A 16,949-nucleotide genomic window follows, 5' to 3' on the forward strand; every position below is an offset into this window, starting at 1 on the left:
GGTAGATTAGCACACTGGATAACCCTGCGTTGGTCGGCTAGACGGCACTGCCTCAGTCTCGCCCATCCAATTGTCCAGACAAGTAATCACCCCACCACTGCATCATCTTCCGGCGTTCGGGCAGATACTCCGCGTGGTTGTATGCAGCCCGGACGCCGTCACGCTCACTGTGGGCCAACTGACGCTCGATCCAGTCCCGGTTGAAATTATGCTCGTTCAGGATAGTCGACGCGAGACCGCGGAAGCCGTGTCCCGTCATCCGCGAGTGGTAGCCCATTCGGTACAGTGCGTACAGGATCGTGTTCTCGCTCATCGGCTTCTTCGAGCTCGATCGACTCGGAAACACGAACTGGCTTTGGCCATTGAGTTCCCGCAGCTTCGCCAGCACCTCTAGCGCCTGTTTCGACAGCGGCACAATGTGAGGCGAGCGCATCTTCATCTTCTCGGCCGGGATGCGCCATTCCTTCTTCTTCTCGTCGATCTCCGTCCACTCGGCGAACCGCAATTCGCTGGTTCGAACGAACGTCAACGCCATGAACTGCAGCGCCAGTCGGGTCTGGTACTCGCCGTCGTACGCGCTGATCTTCTGCATCAGCTCAGGCAGTTCCGACTCGCTGACGCGCTTCATGTGCACGACAGTGCGAGTCTTCAGGGCGCCGCGGAGATCCGGCGCGGGGTCGCGCTCGGCCCGGCCAGTGGCAATGGCATATCGAAAGATCTGGCTCGTTGCCTGGATTGCCTTGTTTGCCAGTTCGATCGCATCTCGTGCTTCGATCTTCCGGATCACCGCGAGCAACTCCGGAGCCGTGATCCCGGTAATTGGTCGCGCGCCAAGCACCGGAAACAGCTCGCGCTCGAGCAGTTTCATCATCCGATCCGCGTGGCGCTCACTCCAGGCGTCCTTTCGCTGTGCGTGCCACTCCCGCGCGATAGGCTCGAACGAATTGTCTCGATCAAGGCTCCGCTGCAACTTGATACGCTTCTTTTCATGCGAAGGATCGAGGCCGGCCCGCAACTGCTCTTTAATCTCGTCACGCGCCTTCCGAGCAGCCAACAAGGTCACTGCGGGATAGACCCCGAGGGCCATCCGTTTCTCCTTGCGGTCAATACGATACTTCAGCCGCCAGTACTTCGAGCCGTTGGGCATGACCTCAAGATACATACCTTGGCCGTCGGTCAGCTTGTAGGATTTTTCGCGGGGCTTGGCCGCACGGACGGCGACATCGGTAAGGGGCATTTGGGCGCGGGGGCATTTCGATGCCCCTGATCAGAGAAAACTGCCCCCTACGATGCCCCCGGATTTTGTGGGTGTCAATGGGAAGCTCTGGGAAACGCTGGCAAGGAAAAGCCCCGTAAGTGCTTGACTGACGGGGCTTTTTGGCCAAACATTGGATTGCTTGGGAGTATATGTGGTGCGTGAGGCCGGACTCGAACCGGCACACCCTTGCGGGCGTCAGGACCTAAACCTGGTGCGTCTACCAATTTCGCCACTCACGCGCATGCTGTGTCGCCTGACCGCGCGGAACAGGAACGCCGTATGCGTTCTTCACCGCGCGCCCGGGACATCCCGCCGGCCTGAAACCGGCACGCCCGATCAGGCGAGCGCGAGATTCTACCCGATCTGCGCGGCGTTGTCTCGTCCCTCCGACAGCCGTCGCGCAGCGGTGCTAGAATGCCGCGCTCGACGTTTCGGCCGCGCGCCGTCGCGCGTCCCCGATCCCGCCCCCGACACGATTTCCGCCCGTGAACATCGACGACTACTGTCAGCAAAAGGCCGCCCCCGAAGGCTCCAGCGTCTACTACGCGCTGCGTCAGGCGCCGCTCGCGGCCGCGCCGCGCCTCACGGCGCTGTTCGCGCTGCGCCGCGAACTCGAGGAAACCGTCAAGGAAACCAGCGACCCGACCGTCGGACACACGAAGCTCGCGTGGTGGCACAAGGAACTCGCGGCGCTCGCCGCCGGCCAGCCGACGCACCCCGTCACGAAGGCGCTCGCGCAACACCATCCGTCGATCGCAGCCGAAGCCGACGCGCTGCGCGCGCTCGTCAACGGCTACGGGATGGATCTCGAACAGGCGCGTTATCTCGATTTCGCGAACCTGCAGCGCTATATCTCGCAGGTCGGCGGCACGTTCGCGGCGCTCGTCGCGCGCGCGAGCGCCGCCCAGCCGGGCAATCCGCAATCGTGGGCCGACGACGTCGGCCGTGCGCTGATGCTCGCGCAATTCGTACAGGAGCTCGGCAACGATGCACGCCACGGCCGCATCTACCTGCCGATCGACGAACTGCAGCGCTACGACGTGACTGCCGCCGACCTGCTGAACCGGCGCTACAGCCCCGCATTCACCGAGCTGCTGCAATTCCAGACCGCGCGTGCGCGCGAAGCGCTCACGGCCGCCGAAGCGGCGATTCCCGCCGCCGAACGCCGCGCGCAACGCACGCTGCGCGCGCAGCTTGCGCTGGCGCACGCGCTGCTCGACGAAATCGAGCGCGACGGCTATCAGGTGCTGCACCAGCGCATCGCACTGACGCCGATCCGCAAGCTGTGGATCGCGTGGCGCGCCGCGCGCCGTCGCTGAGCCCGAACGCGCGTCGCCGTCACACCTTCAGCAGCGGCAGCGGGTCGAAGCGCTGCTGCAGCACGCGGGTCGCGTCGAGCCCCCACCACGGCCCGAGCACGGTCGCATAAAGCTGACGAAAATCGACCGCGACCGGCAGGTTGCCGTTGCCATCGAGTCGCGCCAGCGCCGGCGGCGCGCCGTACAGGCCGCCGGCCACGCGGCCGCCCATCACGAAATGCGCGGCGGCGGTGCCGTGATCGGTGCCGTTGCTCTGGTTCTCGCGCACGCGCCGCCCGAATTCCGCATAGGTCATCACCAGCGTCTGGTTCCAGCGCCCGAGCTCCACCAGCGCACCGCGCATCGCGCTCATCCCTTCCGCGAACTGTTTGAGCAGCGCGGCCTGCTGGCCGGGCTGGTTCTGATGCGTATCGAAGCCGTTGAGCGTAAGGCGCAGCACCGCGACGCCGTCCTGCGCGCCGGGCCCGGCCGCCTCGCACGCAGCCAGCACCTGCATCGCGGTCTTCACCGACGTGCCGAACGCGCCGGCCGGGAACGCGGTCCTGAACGTGCGCATCCCGCCGCGCGGACGCAGCCGGTCGGCCGCCTTCACGATATCGTTCTCGACGTCGATCACGTGCGCGAGCGCGGGGTTCCGTTCGCGCAGCGACGACGGCTCCGCGAGCCGCGCCGCGCGGATGAACTGCGCCGGATTGACGAGCGCGATCGCGCGCGCGCCGTTGGCGAGCGGCCCCATCTCGGCGCTGCCGAGCACCACGCCGTCCGCCGCGAAGCCGGGCGGCACCGGCGCCTGCGCGAACGTGCGCGTGAGCCAGCCTTCGTGCAGATATTGATCGGAACGCGACGCGGTGTCCCATATCTCGATCGAGCGGAAATGCGACAGGTTCGGCTGCGGATAGCCGACGCCCTGCACGATCGCGACCTGCCCGTCGCGCCACAGCGGCATCAGCGGCACGAGCGACGGGTGCAGCCCGGTCTGCGCGTCGAGCTGCAGCACCTGCTCGCGCTTGATGCCGATGCTGCGCCGGAACTGGTAGTACAGCGGATCCGCATACGGCACCACGGTGTTCAGCCCGTCGTTGCCGCCTTTCAGCTCGACGAGGATCAGCACGTTCGCATAGCCGGCCGCCGGCCGCCCTTCGGCGGCGAGCACCGCATGCGCCGGCTGCCACAGCGATACGCCCGCCGCGGCCGCGGCTCCCGTCAGCGTCAGAAAATCACGTCGGTTCATCATGCATCCCCTGGTCCGCCGCGCGGCCCGCGCGCCGCATCGGCCCGGACCCGATTCCTCGTCATTTCAGTTGGTAGGCCGGGTCCATCAGCAGCGCCTCGAGATACGCGCTGCCGGTCGAATCCGTGTCGATCGCCGCGACCGGCGATACCGGCAGCACCGCGTGCTGCAGCTGAAGCTCGGTCGACAGCCCGGCAATCGCCTGCGGCCGCGCGCGATACTGCGCGAGCCAGCGCTCGAGATCGAAGCGCAAGCCGCCGCGCGCGGGCTTCGGCGGCGCGCCGCGCATTCCCGCGGCGGCCGCCGTGTCGACCACCGGCATCGCGCGCGCGGCTGCATTCGGGTGCGCCGGCGGCGGCCGCATGCCGGCCGTCTCGGTCGCGCGAAACAGCTGCTCGACGAACTGCTTGCGCGCGAGCAGCGTCGTGCTGTTGATCCACAGCGCGCCGCCGGGCCAGCCCTTCACGTTCGGCGGATAGAACAGGTTCTGGCCGAGCGTGCGCACGGTGTTGGCGAGCATCTGCGGATCGCCGTACGCGACGTCGAACATCCGCACCGACCCGACGACGAATTCGGCCGGCGACTTCACGAGCACGCCGCGGTTGCGCGCATCCCAGAACGCATCGGTCGACCACAGCGCGGCGAGCGCCGTGCGAATGTCGTAGCCGCTCGCGCGAAAACGCTCGGCCACGGCGTCGAGTTCGCGCGCGTCGGGCGTGTCCGACACGAACTCCCGCCACAGCTTGCCGACGATGAACCGCGCCGTCTCGGGCCGCTTCAGCAAAATGTCGAGAAAGCCGTCGCCGTCGAACGGCCCGGTTTCGCCGAGAATCGTCTTGTCGCCCGCATCGTGCCAGTCCGCGCGCACCGTGAAGCGCAGCGTATCGGGATCGACGGTCCAGCCCGTCATCGCGCGCGCGGCTTCGGTCACGTCGTGCTGCGTGTAATGCCCTTCGCCGAGCGTGAACAGCTCCATCACCTCGCGCGCGAAATTCTCGTTCGGCCGTCCCTTGCGGTTGCTGGCGCCGTCGAGATACTGCAGCATCGCCGGATCCTTCGCGACCGCGTGCAGCAGCGTGCCGAAATTGCCGAGCGCGTCGCGGCGAAACAGCGCGTTCTGCGCGGCCATCGTCTGCGGATAAGGCACCTTGTCCTGCCCCGACGTGAAGTGCCCGTGCCAGAACAGCGTCATGCGCTCGACGAGCGGCGACGGCGTTGCGATCATCTCGTTGACCCAGGCGGCGCGTAACGCGTCGTAACGCAGATTGCGCTGGCGCTGTTCGTCGCGCCGCTGGTCGGGCGTCAGCGCCTGCCGCTGCGCACGGCTCGGCGGCGGCTCGGCGATCCAGTCGGGCCACGGCGTGACGGGCTCGCTGCGGACATTGCCGAGCGTATCGGCGACAACCTGCGCGCGTGTCATGCCGACCACGCGCGCGACATCGGCCGGCGCGGGCGAGAAACCGGTGCGACCGAGGAAGAACAGCGCGTCGTCGGCGTCGAGCGTCGCCTGCATCGCAGGCGACGGCGCCGGTTCGGCAACGTTCGCTTTCATCGTCATGGACTCCCGAAACGCACCGGCGGCGCGGATGCCGGTTCAACGGCAGGCGACGAACGCACGTTGACTGAAAAATTGCTACGGAGTTTTTCCGCGCATCGCGGAAGGCGACGCGATCAGCGCTTGTACAGCTCGCGGACGGCGTCCTCGATATGCTGGCGCAGCAGATGGCGTTCTTCGGGCGTCATGTGCCCGTCGCGGCGGCGCTGTTCGAGATCGGGGGGCACGGCTGAGCGGACCGCCGAATCGGCGGCGCGGTCGGGCTGCGGCGCTTTGCCGCGCGGCAGCTTGCGCGACGAAGCGCCCTGCTCGGGGCGTTGCGCATACGCGAAGTTCGACGCATACGGACCGGCAAGCGCGATCGTCAGCATCAGTGCAATCCGGGCAGATCGCATGACCGTCCTCGCTTCTTTGGTCGATTTGTTCCCTTCGTCACGCGGCAACCGGTTACCTCTGGTACTAGAAAAACCCTGCGGAATTCGGGCGTACAAAGATGAAAGATGGAGTCCAGCGAGTATCCACCGAATTTCGGCTTCGAGTAAAGGAATCTCTATAGCGTGCCTTTACTCCGCGCGACACCACGGGTAAATTTTGTAACTGACTGTAACGCGCCAAAATCCTCGACGGCGCGCCATTTCCCATTCGCGATAAGATGCCGATCATGGAAACGAAAAACCCCTCCAAGATTCTCGTCGTCGACGACGACCCGCGCCTGCGCGACCTGCTGCGCCGTTATCTCGGCGAGCAGGGCTTCAATGTCTATGTCGCGGAGAACGCGACCGCGATGAACAAGCTCTGGGTGCGCGAGCGTTTCGACCTGCTCGTGCTCGACCTGATGCTGCCGGGCGAAGACGGCCTGTCGATCTGCCGTCGCCTGCGCGGCAGCAACGATCGCACGCCGATCATCATGCTCACCGCGAAGGGCGAGGACGTCGATCGCATCGTCGGCCTCGAGATGGGCGCCGACGACTACCTGCCGAAGCCGTTCAACCCGCGCGAGCTGGTCGCGCGCATTCACGCAGTGCTGCGCCGCCAGGCGCCGGCCGAGCTGCCGGGCGCGCCGTCGGAAACCACCGAGGTGTTCGAGTTCGGCGAGTTCTCGCTGAACCTCGCGACGCGCACGCTGACGAAGTCCGGCCAGGAAATCCCGCTGACGACCGGCGAGTTCTCGGTGCTGAAGGTGTTCGCACGCCATCCGCGCCAGCCGCTGTCGCGCGAAAAGCTGATGGAGCTCGCGCGCGGCCGCGAATACGAAGTGTTCGACCGCAGCCTCGACGTGCAGATCTCGCGCCTGCGCAAGCTGATCGAACCGGATCCGGGCAGCCCGCGCTTCATCCAGACCGTCTGGGGTCTCGGCTACGTGTTCATCCCGGACGGCGCCGCCTGATCTTTTCCTTCTCCGGTTTCGCCCGCCCACGACCCGCCCCATGCGTATCGACCGGCGCCTCCTGCAGCTCGCGTTCGGCGGGCTGTTCTGGCGCACCTTCCTGCTGATCGCGCTGCTGATCTCGGTCAGTCTCGCCGCGTGGTTCCAGAGCTTTCGCGTGATCGAGCGCGAGCCGCGCGCGCAGCGCGTCGCGCTGCAGCTCGTCGCGGTCGTGAAGCTCACGCGCACCGCGCTGCTCTACTCCGATCCCGACCTGCGCCGCGCGCTGCTGCAGGATCTCGAGAGCAACGAGGGCGTGCGCGTTTACCCGCGCGAGAAGACCGACAAGTTCAAGCTGCAGCCCGACGAATCGCTGAACCGGCTGATCGAACACGACATCCGCAGCCGCCTCGGCGACGATACCGTGATCGCGCAGTCGGTCAACGACATCCCGGGCGTGTGGATCAGCTTCAAGATCGACGACGACGACTACTGGGTCGCGCTCGACCGCGACCAGCTCGACAACGTCACGGGCCTGCAGTGGGCCGGCTGGGGGCTGTTCGCGCTCGCGCTGTCGCTGTTCGGCTCCGCGTTCATCACGAGCCTCGTGAACCGGCCGTTCTCGCGGCTGGCGCTCGCCGCGCGCCAGGTCGGCTCGGGTCAGGCGCCCGAGCCGCTGCCCGAGCGCGGGATGGGCGTCGCGGCCGAAACCAACCGCAGCTTCAACCAGATGGTGCGCGACCTCGAGCAGCTCGAAGCCGACCGCGCGCTGATGCTCGCGGGCATTTCGCACGACCTGCGCACGCCGCTCGCGCGGCTGCGCCTCGAAACCGAGATGAGCCCGTCGGACCAGGCGACCAAGGACGCGATGGTCGACGACATCGAGCAGATGGATCGCATCATCGCGGCGTTCATCGACTACGCGCGCCCGACCCAGCGCAAGCCCGAGCCGGTCGACCTGTCGTCGATCGCGCATGAAGTCGCCGCACGCGTGGCCGGCGAGGACGGCGTCGAGATCCGCACGCAGCTCGCGCCGACCGCGATCATCGAAGCCGACGAAACCGACATGCGCCGCGTGATCGGCAACCTCGTCGAGAACGCGCGCAAGTACGGCCAGAGCAAGCAGGACGGCGTCTCGCGCATCACGCTGGAGACGCGCGTGTCGCACGCGCGCGTCGAGCTGTCGGTCAGCGACGAGGGCCCCGGCATCCCCGAGGACCAGCTCCCGCTGGTGATGCGCCCGTTCTATCGCGTCGACACCGCGCGCACCAAGGCGGACGGCACCGGTCTCGGGATGGCGATCGTGCTGCGCCTGGTCGGGCGCTATCGCGGCGCGCTGCGCCTGCGCAACCGCAGCCCCGAAGCGGGCCTCGAAGTCACGCTCGAATTCCCCGGCGCCGGCAAGACGCGTGCGACCGCGTGACGCGAGCGCGCACGCCGCTTGCGCGTCACACTATCGGCACGGTTGAAAAAAACTATGGGGGCGCTTAGTCAAAATCTATTGAAGCGCTTAGTCAATAGTGTTAGAGTGTTCCCCATGCTGTCACATGATCGTTGCAGCAACGAGGTAGCTTGACTCAGTCTTCTTCCCAACACACACAGGAGTATCCGCATGAAAACCGTTGGCGACAAACTCGAAGCTTTCACCGTCGTAGCCGCGAAGCCGGGCTTCAACAACCACGAGGAAAACGGCCAGTCGGCGTTCGAGACCGTCACCGAAGCGTCGTTCCCGGGCAAGTGGAAGATCATCTACTTCTATCCGAAGGATTTCACGTTCGTGTGCCCGACGGAAATCGTCGAGTTCGCGAAGCTCGCGAAGCAGTTCGAAGAGCGCGACGCCGTCCTGCTCGGCGGCAGCTCGGACAACGAATTCGTCAAGCTCGCATGGCGCCGTGAACACAAGGACCTCGACAAGCTGAACCACTACTCGTTCGGCGACGTCAAGGGCGAGCTGATCGACCAGCTCGGCGTGCGCGACAAGGAAGCCGGCGTGGCCCTGCGCGCGACGTTCATCGTCGACCCGGACAACACGATCCAGCACGTTTCGGTGAACAACCTGAACGTCGGCCGCAGCCCGGAAGAAGTCCTGCGTATTCTCGACGGCCTGCAGACGGACGAACTGTGCCCGTGCAACCGTGCAGTCGGCGGCGCAACGCTGTAAGCGCATCGATGCACGAAGCCCGCGGCGCACGTCCTGCCTGCGGGCTTTTTTAACGGCCAACCCATAGGAGATATCAATGGAATTCATCGACTCGATTAAGGCACGTATCCCCGACTATGCGAAGGACATTCGCCTGAACCTCGACGGCACGATCTCGCGCTCGTCGCTCGAAGGCAACGACGCGGTCGGCGTGGCGCTCGCGGCGGCGGTCGCGGCGAAGAGCACGGTGCTCGTGAAGACGATCCGCGAAGCCGGCGTGCTGTCGCCCGAGGAAACGCATGCCGCGCTGACGGCGGCCGCGCTGATGGGGATGAACAACACGTGGTATCCGTATGTCGAGATGGCCGACGATGCCGATCTGAAGACGCAGCGCGCCGAGCTGCGGATGGGTGCGTATGCGTCGCACGGCGGCGTCGACAAGCGCCGCTTCGAGATGTACGCGCTCGCCGCGTCGATCGTCGGCAAGTGCCACTTCTGCGTGAAGTCGCACTACGCGCTGCTGAAGAACGAGCAAGGCATGACGGTCACGCAGCTGCGCGACGTCGGCCGCATCGCATCGGTGATCAACGCCGCTGCGCAGGTGATCGCCGCCGAAGGCGAATAAGCGGCCGCGCGGCGCGACCGGCCGGGCCGCCCCTGCCGCCTCTGTCGCGCGCGACGTTGCAGCAAGAAAATGCCACGCAATTGCGTGGCATTTCTCGTTTGATCGGCCGCGCGGCGCGCGCCGCCCCGCCGCCCGTTAAGCGGCCGGCTTCACCAGCAGCGCGGCGGCCTGCGCCTCGATGCCCTCGCCGCGGCCCAGATAGCCGAGCTTCTCGTTGGTCTTCGCCTTCACGTTCACGCGATCGAGCGGCAGCCCGAGATCGGCGGCGATGTTCGCGCGCATGCCCTCGATATGCGGCGCGAGCTTCGGCGCCTGCGCGATCACGGTGCTGTCGACGTTCTGGATCGCGAAGCCGGCCGCCTTCACGCGCGCGACGCACTCGCGCAGCAGCACGCGGCTGTCCGCGCCCTTGAACGCCGCGTCGGTGTCGGAGAAATGGCGGCCGATGTCGCCGAGCGCCGCCGCGCCGAACAGCGCGTCGGTGATCGCGTGCAGCAGCACGTCCGCGTCCGAGTGGCCGAGCAGGCCGCGCTCGTACGGGATCGTCACGCCGCCGATGATGAGCGGGCGCCCGGGGACGAGCTGGTGCACGTCGTAGCCTTGTCCGATTCTGAAATCCATGCGTGTTCCGATTGAGATGAAGTGAAAGTCAGGACGCGTTCGCCGGACGCGCGAGAATCGCTTCCGCGAGCGCGAAGTCTTCCGGATAGGTGACCTTGAAGTTGCGCAGGCTGCCCTGCACGACGCGCGGCGTATGGCCCGCCCATTCGATCGCGCTCGCCTCGTCGGTCAGGTCGTGGCCTTCGCGCTGCGCGCGCAGGATCGCTTCGCGCAGCATGCCGATGCGGAACATCTGCGGCGTCTGCGCCTGCCACAGCGCGTCGCGCGACTCGGTGCGCGCGATCGCGTCGCCGCCGGCCGGCACGCGCTTGAGCGTATCGGCCACCGGCAGCGCGACGATGCCGCCGACCGGATCGTCCTTCAACGCCGCGACCAGCGTGCGGATCAGCTCCGGCGTGATCCCCGGGCGCGCCGCGTCGTGCACGAGCACCCAGTCGCGGTCGGTCGCGCCGAATTCGGCCAGTTCGAGCAATCCATTGAGCACCGACGCCTGCCGCGACGCGCCGCCGCAGCGCCGCACCGCGAAGCGCAGGCCCGCGAAGCGGCGCGCATCGAAATGCGTATCGTCGGGCGCGAGGACGACGAGCGTCTGCGCGAATTCGCTGCACGCGTCGAATGCGGCGAGCGTGTAATGGAGCAGCGCGCGGCCGGCCAGCGTGCGGTATTGCTTCGGCACGGCCGAGCCGGAGCGGCTGCCCGTGCCGGCACAGGGAATCAGGGCGAAGAGTCGGGGAGTCACGAAGGGAAACGCCGGAAAGATGAAATCGAGAAGCGGATTTTATAATAGGTCTTTCGTCTCGACCGGCGCACCGCGATGCGCCCGCGCACGCCACCCCAGCCGTCCCTATGCCAGACAACGCTTCCACCTCGCCCGTTCCGCGCGTCAAGCCCGGCCAGCGCTTCGCCTTCGATGGCGCGCACGGTTCCGCCGACGCGCTCGCCATCGCCCGCTATCTCGCCGACAACCGCCACGACGTGCCGCTGCTCGCGGTCATCTGCGCGAACGCGGTCGACGCGCAGCGGCTCTCGCAGGAAATCCGCTATTTCTCGCCCGACGCGCGCGTGCGCCTGCTGCCGGACTGGGAAACGCTGCCGTACGACACGTTCTCGCCGCACCAGGATCTCGTGTCCGAGCGTCTCGCGACGCTGCACGACCTCGGCGAAGGCCGCTGCGACATCCTGCTGGTGCCCGCGACGACCGCGCTGTACCGGATGCCGCCCGCGTCGTTCATGGCCGCCTACACGTTCGCGTTCGCGCAGGGCGAGCGGCTCGACGAGGCGAAGCTGAAGGCGCAGCTGACGCTGGCCGGCTACGAGCACGTGAGCCAGGTCGTGCGGCCCGGCGAATACTGCGTGCGCGGCTCGCTGATCGACCTGTTCCCGATGGGCTCGCCGCTGCCGTACCGGATCGACCTGTTCGACGACCAGGTCGACTCGATCCGCGCGTTCGATCCCGACACACAGCGCAGCCTCTACCCGGTGCGCGACGTGCGCCTGCTGCCCGGCCGCGAGTTTCCGTTCGACGAAGCCGCGCGCACGGCCTTCCGCAGCCGCTGGCGCGAAACCTTCGAAGGCGACCCGAGCCGCGCGCCGATCTACAAGGACATCGGCAACGGCGTGCCGTCGGCCGGCATCGAGTACTACCTGCCGCTGTTCTTCGACGAAACCGCGACGCTGTTCCACTACCTGCCGCAGAATGCGCACCTCGTATTTACCGGCGATCTCGACGCGTCGATCCGGCGCTTCACCGCCGACACGCGCCAGCGCCACGCGTTCCTGTCGCACGACCGCGAGCGGCCGATCCTCGAGCCGCAGCGGCTGTTCCTGTCCGACGAGGACTTCTTCACGCTCGCCAAGCCGTTCGCGCGCGTCGTGCTGCCCGCGCAGCCGGCGGGCGGCTGGGCGACCGCACTGCCCGACCTGTCGGTCGACCGTCATGCCGACGATCCGCTCGCCGCGCTGCGCACCTTCGTCGAAACCTCGGGCAAGCGCGTGCTGCTGACCGTCGAGTCGGCCGGCCGCCGCGAGACGATCCTGCAGCTGCTCGCCGAGCATCAGCTGCGCCCCGCCGCGAACGATCACTTCGCGGGCTGGCTCGAAAGCGACGCGCGCTTCGCGCTCGGCGTCGCGCCGCTCGCGAGCGGCTTCGCGGTGCCGGGCGAAGGCTACGCGGTCGTCACCGAGACCGAGCTGTACGGCACGCTCGGCCGCCGCGCGGGCCGCCGCCGGCAGGAACAGGCGAGCAACGTCGACGCGATGGTGCGCGACCTGTCGGAGCTGAAGGTCGGCGACCCGGTCGTCCACGCGCAGCATGGCATCGGCCGTTACATGGGCCTCGTGTCGATGGATCTCGGCGAAGGCGAAACCGAATTCCTGCATCTCGAATACGCGGGCGACAGCAAGCTCTACGTGCCGGTCGCGCAACTGCACGTGATCTCGCGCTACAGCGGCGCCGATCCGGACAGCGCGCCGCTGCACGCGCTCGGCTCGGGCCAGTGGGAGCGCGCGAAGCGCAAGGCCGCGCAGCAGATCCGCGACACCGCGGCCGAGCTGCTGAACCTGTACGCGCGCCGTGCCGCGCGCGAGGGCCATGCGTTCGCGCTCGAACCGCGCGACTACGTGAAGTTCGCGGAGAGCTTCGGCTTCGAGGAAACGCCCGACCAGGCCGCCGCGATCGCGGCCGTGATCGGCGACATGACGAGCGGCAAGCCGATGGACCGCCTCGTGTGCGGCGACGTCGGCTTCGGCAAGACCGAGGTCGCGCTGCGTGCGGCGTTCATCGCGGTGATGGGCGGCAAGCAGGTCGCGCTGCTGTCGCCGACCACGCTGCTCGCCGAGCAGCATACGCAGACCTTCGCCGACCGCTTCGCGGACTGGCCGGTGCGCATCGTCGAGCTGTCGCGCTTCAAGACCACCAAGGAAGTGAACGCAGCGATCGCGCAGATCAACGAAGGCAGCGTCGACATCGTGATCGGCACGCACAAGCTGCTGTCGTCGGACGTGCAGTTCAAGCGGCTCGGGCTCGTGATCATCGACGAGGAACACCGCTTCGGCGTGCGCCAGAAGGAAGCGCTGAAGGCGCTGCGCGCGGAAGTCGACGTGCTGACGCTGACCGCGACGCCGATCCCGCGCACGCTCGGGATGGCGCTCGAAGGGCTGCGCGACTTCTCGGTGATCGCGACCGCGCCGCAGAAGCGGCTCGCGATCAAGACCTTCGTGCGCCGCGAGGAGGAAAGCGTAATCCGCGAGGCGATGCTGCGCGAGCTGAAGCGCGGCGGCCAGGTCTACTTCCTGCACAACGAGGTCGAGACGATCGAGAATCGCAAGGCGATGCTCGAGGAGCTGGTGCCCGAGGCGCGCATCGCGATCGCGCACGGGCAGATGCACGAGCGCGAGCTCGAGCGCGTGATGCGCGATTTCGTCGGGCAGCGCGCGAACGTGCTGCTGTGCACGACCATCATCGAGACCGGCATCGACGTGCCGAGTGCGAACACGATCATCATGCACCGCGCGGACAAGTTCGGCCTCGCGCAGCTGCACCAGCTGCGCGGCCGCGTCGGCCGCTCGCACCACCAGGCGTATGCGTACCTGCTCGTGCACGATCCGCAGGCGCTGACCAAGCAGGCGCAGCGCCGGCTCGAGGCGATACAGCAGATGGAGGAACTCGGCTCGGGCTTCTATCTCGCGATGCACGACCTCGAGATCCGCGGCACCGGCGAGGTGCTCGGCGACAAGCAGTCGGGCGAGATCCACGAGATCGGCTTCCAGCTCTATACGGAAATGCTGAACGACGCGGTGAAGGCGCTGAAGAACGGCAAGGAACCCGACCTCACCGCGCCGCTCGCCGCGACCACCGAGATCAACCTGCACGCGCCCGCGATCCTGCCGGCCGACTACTGCGCGGACGTGCAGGAACGGCTGTCGCTGTACAAGCGTCTCGCGAACTGCGAGCACGGCGACGCGATCGACGGGATCCAGGAGGAGCTGATCGACCGCTTCGGCAAGCTGCCGCCGCAGGCGCACGCGCTCGTCGAGACGCATCGGCTGCGCCTTGCCGCGAAACCGCTCGGCATCACCAAGATCGACGCGAGCGAAGTCGCGATCGGGCTGCAGTTCGTGCCGAATCCGCCGATCGATCCGATGCGGATCATCGAGATGGTGCAGAAGCACCGGCACATCAAGCTCGCGGGCCAGGACAAGCTGCGCATCGAGACGCGCTCGCCGGACCTCGCGGTGCGCGTGTCGACCGTCAAGGAAACGCTGCGCGCGCTCGGCCACAACCGCGAGGGCGCGTCGGCGGCCGCGCGCTGACGCGGCGGCGCGCGCCGCGGCCGGTCGCGATGCTGCACCGCATGGCGCCCGACCGAGGCGGGCCGACGCGTTTTTGAGTATGATTTTCCCATTCATCTGACGGAGTTCTGCCATGTCCACTCTCGACGCGACGACGCCCTCCGCCGCCGGTCAACACGACGGCGATGCGCTCGTCGGCCTGCCCTGGGTCAAGCAGTTGGTGTCGATGGACACGACGAGCCGCGTGCCGAATCTCGGCCTGATCGAAACGGTGCGCGACGCGCTCGCCGCGAAAGGCATCGTGTCGACGATCACGCACGATCCGCGCGAAGGCTGGGCGAACCTGTTCGCCACCGTGCCCGCGCACGACGGCTCGACCCACGGCGGCATCGTGCTGTCCGGGCACACCGACGTCGTGCCGGTCGACGGCCAGCAGTGGGACAGCGATCCGTTCGCGCCGGAAATCCGCGACGATCGCCTGTACGGCCGCGGCACCTGCGACATGAAGGGCTTCATCGGCACCGCGCTCGCGCTGCTGCCCGAGATGCAGGCGACCCGGCTCGCGAAGCCGATCCATTTCGCGCTGTCCTACGACGAGGAAATCGGCTGCGCCGGCGCGCCGCTGATGATCGCCGATCTCGTGAAGCGCGGCGTGCAGCCGTCGGGCTGCATCGTCGGCGAGCCGACCAGCATGCGGCCGATCATCGCGCACAAGGGCATCAACGCGTACCGCTGCTGCGTGCGCGGCCATGCGGCGCATTCGTCGCTGACGCCGAAGGGGTTGAACGCCATCGAATACGCGGCGCGCCTGATCTGCCATATCCGCGACATCGCCGACCGCTTCCGCGCGGAAGGCCCGTTCGACGCGCTGTACGACGTGCCGTTCACGACCGCGCAAACCAGCACGATCCAGGGCGGCAACGCGATCAACACGGTACCGGCCGAATGCCGGTTCGACTTCGAGTTCCGCAACCTGCCGACGCTCGATCCCGAACAGATCTTCGCGCGCATCGAAGCGTATGCGCAGGAAACGCTGCTACCGCAGATGCGCCGCGAGCATCCGAACGCGGCAATCGAGTTCTCGAAGATCGCCGCGGCGCCCGGCCTCGACGCCACCGAGCAGGCCGCGATCACGCAACTCGTGCGCGCGCTGACGGCCGACCAGGACAAGCGCAAGGTCGCGTACGGCACCGAAGCCGGCCTGTTCGAACGCGCGGGCATCCCGAGCGTCGTATGCGGCCCTGGCAACATCGAGCAGGCGCACAAGCCGAACGAATACGTCGAGCTCGCGCAGCTCGCCGGTTGCGAGCAGTTCCTGCGCAAATTCATCCGCAGCATGTCGGTCGACGCACACTGACCGATCCCCGCCACGCCGGCCCGCGTGCGCGGGCCGGATCACTCCGCCACACGCCACGCCATGTCGACTGAACAACAGGGCATCGCCCATCCGACGATCGACGGCGAGCCGATCCCGACGCTCGACGAAATCGCCGCGCAGCATTTCGCGCTGTCACCGTGGGTTGCGCGCACGCCCGTGTTCGAACGCGCCGACCTGCCTTCGCTCGAAGGCACGCACGTCAACTTCAAGTTCGAGCTGCTGCAGGCGAGCGGCAGCTTCAAGGCGCGCGGCGCGTTCACGCACCTGCTCGCGCTCGACGAGGCGCGCAAGAACGCCGGCGTCACCTGCGTGTCGGCCGGCAATCACGCGGCGGCCGTCGCGTATGCGGCGATGCGGCTCGGCAGCAGCGCGAAGGTCGTGATGTTCCATACCGCGAGCCCGACGCGCATCGCGCAATGCAAGCAGTACCGCGCGGAAGTCGTGCTCGCGGGCAGCGCATCGCAGGCCTTCGACCTCGTGCGGCGGATCGAGGCCGAGGAAGGCCGCTTCTTCATCCATCCGTTCAACGGCTATCACACGATTCTCGGCACCGCGACGCTCGGCTACGAATGGGCGACGCAGGCGCCCGACCTCGATGCGGTGATCGTGCCGATCGGCGGCGGCGGGCTCGCGGCCGGCATGGCGACCGCGCTGCGACTCGCGAATCCGCACGTGCATGTGTACGGCGTCGAGCCGGAGGGCGCCGACGCGATGAGCCGCAGCTTCGCGGCCAATCACACGGTCAAGATGAGCGCGATGCAGACGATCGCCGATTCGCTGATGGCACCGCATACCGAGGAATACAGCTACCAGCTGTGCCGACGCCATGTCGACCGCATCGTCACGGTGTCCGACGACGCGCTGCGCACGGCGATGCTGTCCCTGTTCTCGCACCTGAAGCTCGCGGTCGAGCCGGCATGCGCGGCCGCGCTCGCGGCGCTGCTCGGCCCGCTGCGCGAGCCGCTGCAGGGCAAGCGCGTCGGCGTGCTGCTGTCGGGCACGAACACCGATCCCGGCACGCTCGGCATGCATCTCGCGCATGCGCAGCTGCAGCGCTGACGTGCGCGCGAGTGACCTAGGGTTATCCCCAGTTTGTGTTGACAGCCCTGTTGATAACTCGCCGAACAAACCCGCAAGTGGTTGAACGCGCAGCGTTTTACGCGCGA

General features: G+C 67.4%; 14 protein-coding genes and 1 tRNA gene. 8 read left to right on the plus strand and 7 right to left on the minus strand.

The annotated features are described in order from the left end of the window. Positions 1-52 precede the first annotated feature (52 nt). Both WS57_RS28290 and WS57_RS28295 read right to left on the minus strand, forming a co-directional pair. A complete protein-coding gene (locus WS57_RS28290) occupies positions 53-1,237 on the minus strand; it encodes a tyrosine-type recombinase/integrase (protein ID WP_069245172.1) in 1,185 nt (394 codons plus the stop codon). A 173-nt stretch (positions 1,238-1,410) separates the two neighbouring features. Further along, positions 1,411-1,497, minus strand: a tRNA-Leu gene (locus WS57_RS28295). A gap of 246 nt (positions 1,498-1,743) precedes the next feature. Here WS57_RS28295 and hpnD point away from each other — a divergent pair. Continuing rightward, positions 1,744-2,577, plus strand: coding sequence for a presqualene diphosphate synthase HpnD (gene hpnD, locus WS57_RS28300; protein ID WP_059512781.1), 834 nt, complete (start codon positions 1,744-1,746; stop codon positions 2,575-2,577). A 19-nt stretch (positions 2,578-2,596) separates the two neighbouring features. On the opposite strand, the gene WS57_RS28305 is transcribed toward hpnD, so the two are convergent. From WS57_RS28305 to WS57_RS28315, 3 genes are all read right to left on the minus strand, one after another. Then, positions 2,597-3,808, minus strand: a complete 1,212-nt coding sequence (locus tag WS57_RS28305; RefSeq protein WP_059512871.1) for a DUF1501 domain-containing protein — start codon at positions 3,806-3,808, stop codon at positions 2,597-2,599. Positions 3,809-3,869: 61 nt separating this feature from the next. Continuing rightward, a complete protein-coding gene (locus WS57_RS28310; RefSeq protein WP_059512876.1) occupies positions 3,870-5,360 on the minus strand; it encodes a DUF1800 domain-containing protein in 1,491 nt (496 codons plus the stop codon). 119 nt (positions 5,361-5,479) lie between these two features. Next, the gene (locus WS57_RS28315) at positions 5,480-5,758 is read right to left on the minus strand and encodes a hypothetical protein (RefSeq protein WP_009691822.1); all 279 of its coding nucleotides are present in this window, start codon (positions 5,756-5,758) and stop codon (positions 5,480-5,482) included. A gap of 257 nt (positions 5,759-6,015) precedes the next feature. On the opposite strand from WS57_RS28315, the gene ompR reads away from it, so the two are divergent. The 4 genes from ompR (at position 6,016) to WS57_RS28335 (ending at position 9,494) form a co-directional block, all read left to right on the plus strand. Continuing rightward, positions 6,016-6,750, plus strand: coding sequence for a two-component system response regulator OmpR (gene ompR / locus WS57_RS28320; protein ID WP_006478565.1), 735 nt, complete (start codon positions 6,016-6,018; stop codon positions 6,748-6,750). Positions 6,751-6,790: 40 nt separating this feature from the next. Further along, entirely contained in the window at positions 6,791-8,152 is a 1,362-nt protein-coding gene (locus WS57_RS28325) for an ATP-binding protein (RefSeq protein ID WP_009691823.1), read from the plus strand. 189 nt (positions 8,153-8,341) lie between these two features. Next, on the plus strand, positions 8,342-8,890 hold the full coding sequence (locus WS57_RS28330; RefSeq protein WP_009691824.1) for a peroxiredoxin: 549 nt from the start codon (positions 8,342-8,344) through the stop codon (positions 8,888-8,890). A gap of 76 nt (positions 8,891-8,966) precedes the next feature. Continuing rightward, positions 8,967-9,494: a carboxymuconolactone decarboxylase family protein gene (locus WS57_RS28335; RefSeq protein WP_040127591.1), complete on the plus strand. Its 528-nt coding sequence runs from the start codon at positions 8,967-8,969 to the stop codon at positions 9,492-9,494. Between the two features lie 135 nt (positions 9,495-9,629). Here the strand turns inward: WS57_RS28335 and ispF are convergent, their stop codons facing one another. Together ispF and ispD are read right to left on the minus strand one after the other, a co-directional pair. Then, the gene (gene ispF / locus WS57_RS28340) at positions 9,630-10,115 is read right to left on the minus strand and encodes a 2-C-methyl-D-erythritol 2,4-cyclodiphosphate synthase (RefSeq protein WP_059481168.1); all 486 of its coding nucleotides are present in this window, start codon (positions 10,113-10,115) and stop codon (positions 9,630-9,632) included. A gap of 28 nt (positions 10,116-10,143) precedes the next feature. Continuing rightward, complete coding sequence (ispD, locus tag WS57_RS28345) at positions 10,144-10,854, minus strand: 2-C-methyl-D-erythritol 4-phosphate cytidylyltransferase (protein WP_009691828.1); 711 nt, start codon at positions 10,852-10,854, stop codon at positions 10,144-10,146. A gap of 107 nt (positions 10,855-10,961) precedes the next feature. On the opposite strand from ispD, the gene mfd reads away from it, so the two are divergent. The 3 genes from mfd to WS57_RS28360 all read left to right on the plus strand — a co-directional run bounded on the left by mfd (position 10,962) and on the right by WS57_RS28360 (position 16,842). After that, the gene (gene mfd, locus WS57_RS28350; protein ID WP_059512785.1) at positions 10,962-14,426 is read left to right on the plus strand and encodes a transcription-repair coupling factor; all 3,465 of its coding nucleotides are present in this window, start codon (positions 10,962-10,964) and stop codon (positions 14,424-14,426) included. A 112-nt stretch (positions 14,427-14,538) separates the two neighbouring features. Next, positions 14,539-15,762 (plus strand): acetylornithine deacetylase, encoded by a 1,224-nt coding sequence (gene argE / locus WS57_RS28355; RefSeq protein ID WP_009691831.1) that lies wholly within the window; start codon positions 14,539-14,541, stop codon positions 15,760-15,762. A 60-nt stretch (positions 15,763-15,822) separates the two neighbouring features. After that, positions 15,823-16,842: a threonine/serine dehydratase gene (locus tag WS57_RS28360; protein WP_069245173.1), complete on the plus strand. Its 1,020-nt coding sequence runs from the start codon at positions 15,823-15,825 to the stop codon at positions 16,840-16,842. Positions 16,843-16,949: the final 107 nt, after the last annotated feature.

This window comes from Burkholderia pseudomultivorans (assembly GCF_001718415.1).
GTDB lineage: Bacteria > Pseudomonadota > Gammaproteobacteria > Burkholderiales > Burkholderiaceae > Burkholderia > Burkholderia pseudomultivorans_A.

What these genes read in the sequence shown, in the direction of transcription:
- WS57_RS28290 (WP_069245172.1), bottom strand. Translation starts at nt 1,237, where the DNA reads ATGCCCCTTACCGATGTCGCCGTCCGTGCGGCCAAGCCCCGCGAAAAA.
- WS57_RS28305 (WP_059512871.1), bottom strand. Translation starts at nt 3,808, where the DNA reads ATGAACCGACGTGATTTTCTGACGCTGACGGGAGCCGCGGCCGCGGCG.
- WS57_RS28310 (WP_059512876.1), bottom strand. Translation starts at nt 5,360, where the DNA reads ATGAAAGCGAACGTTGCCGAACCGGCGCCGTCGCCTGCGATGCAGGCG.
- WS57_RS28315 (WP_009691822.1), bottom strand. Translation starts at nt 5,758, where the DNA reads ATGCGATCTGCCCGGATTGCACTGATGCTGACGATCGCGCTTGCCGGT.
- ompR (WP_006478565.1), top strand. Translation starts at nt 6,016, where the DNA reads ATGCCGATCATGGAAACGAAAAACCCCTCCAAGATTCTCGTCGTCGAC.
- WS57_RS28325 (WP_009691823.1), top strand. Translation starts at nt 6,791, where the DNA reads ATGCGTATCGACCGGCGCCTCCTGCAGCTCGCGTTCGGCGGGCTGTTC.
- WS57_RS28330 (WP_009691824.1), top strand. Translation starts at nt 8,342, where the DNA reads ATGAAAACCGTTGGCGACAAACTCGAAGCTTTCACCGTCGTAGCCGCG.
- WS57_RS28335 (WP_040127591.1), top strand. Translation starts at nt 8,967, where the DNA reads ATGGAATTCATCGACTCGATTAAGGCACGTATCCCCGACTATGCGAAG.
- ispF (WP_059481168.1), bottom strand. Translation starts at nt 10,115, where the DNA reads ATGGATTTCAGAATCGGACAAGGCTACGACGTGCACCAGCTCGTCCCC.
- mfd (WP_059512785.1), top strand. Translation starts at nt 10,962, where the DNA reads ATGCCAGACAACGCTTCCACCTCGCCCGTTCCGCGCGTCAAGCCCGGC.
- argE (WP_009691831.1), top strand. Translation starts at nt 14,539, where the DNA reads ATGTCCACTCTCGACGCGACGACGCCCTCCGCCGCCGGTCAACACGAC.
- WS57_RS28360 (WP_069245173.1), top strand. Translation starts at nt 15,823, where the DNA reads ATGTCGACTGAACAACAGGGCATCGCCCATCCGACGATCGACGGCGAG.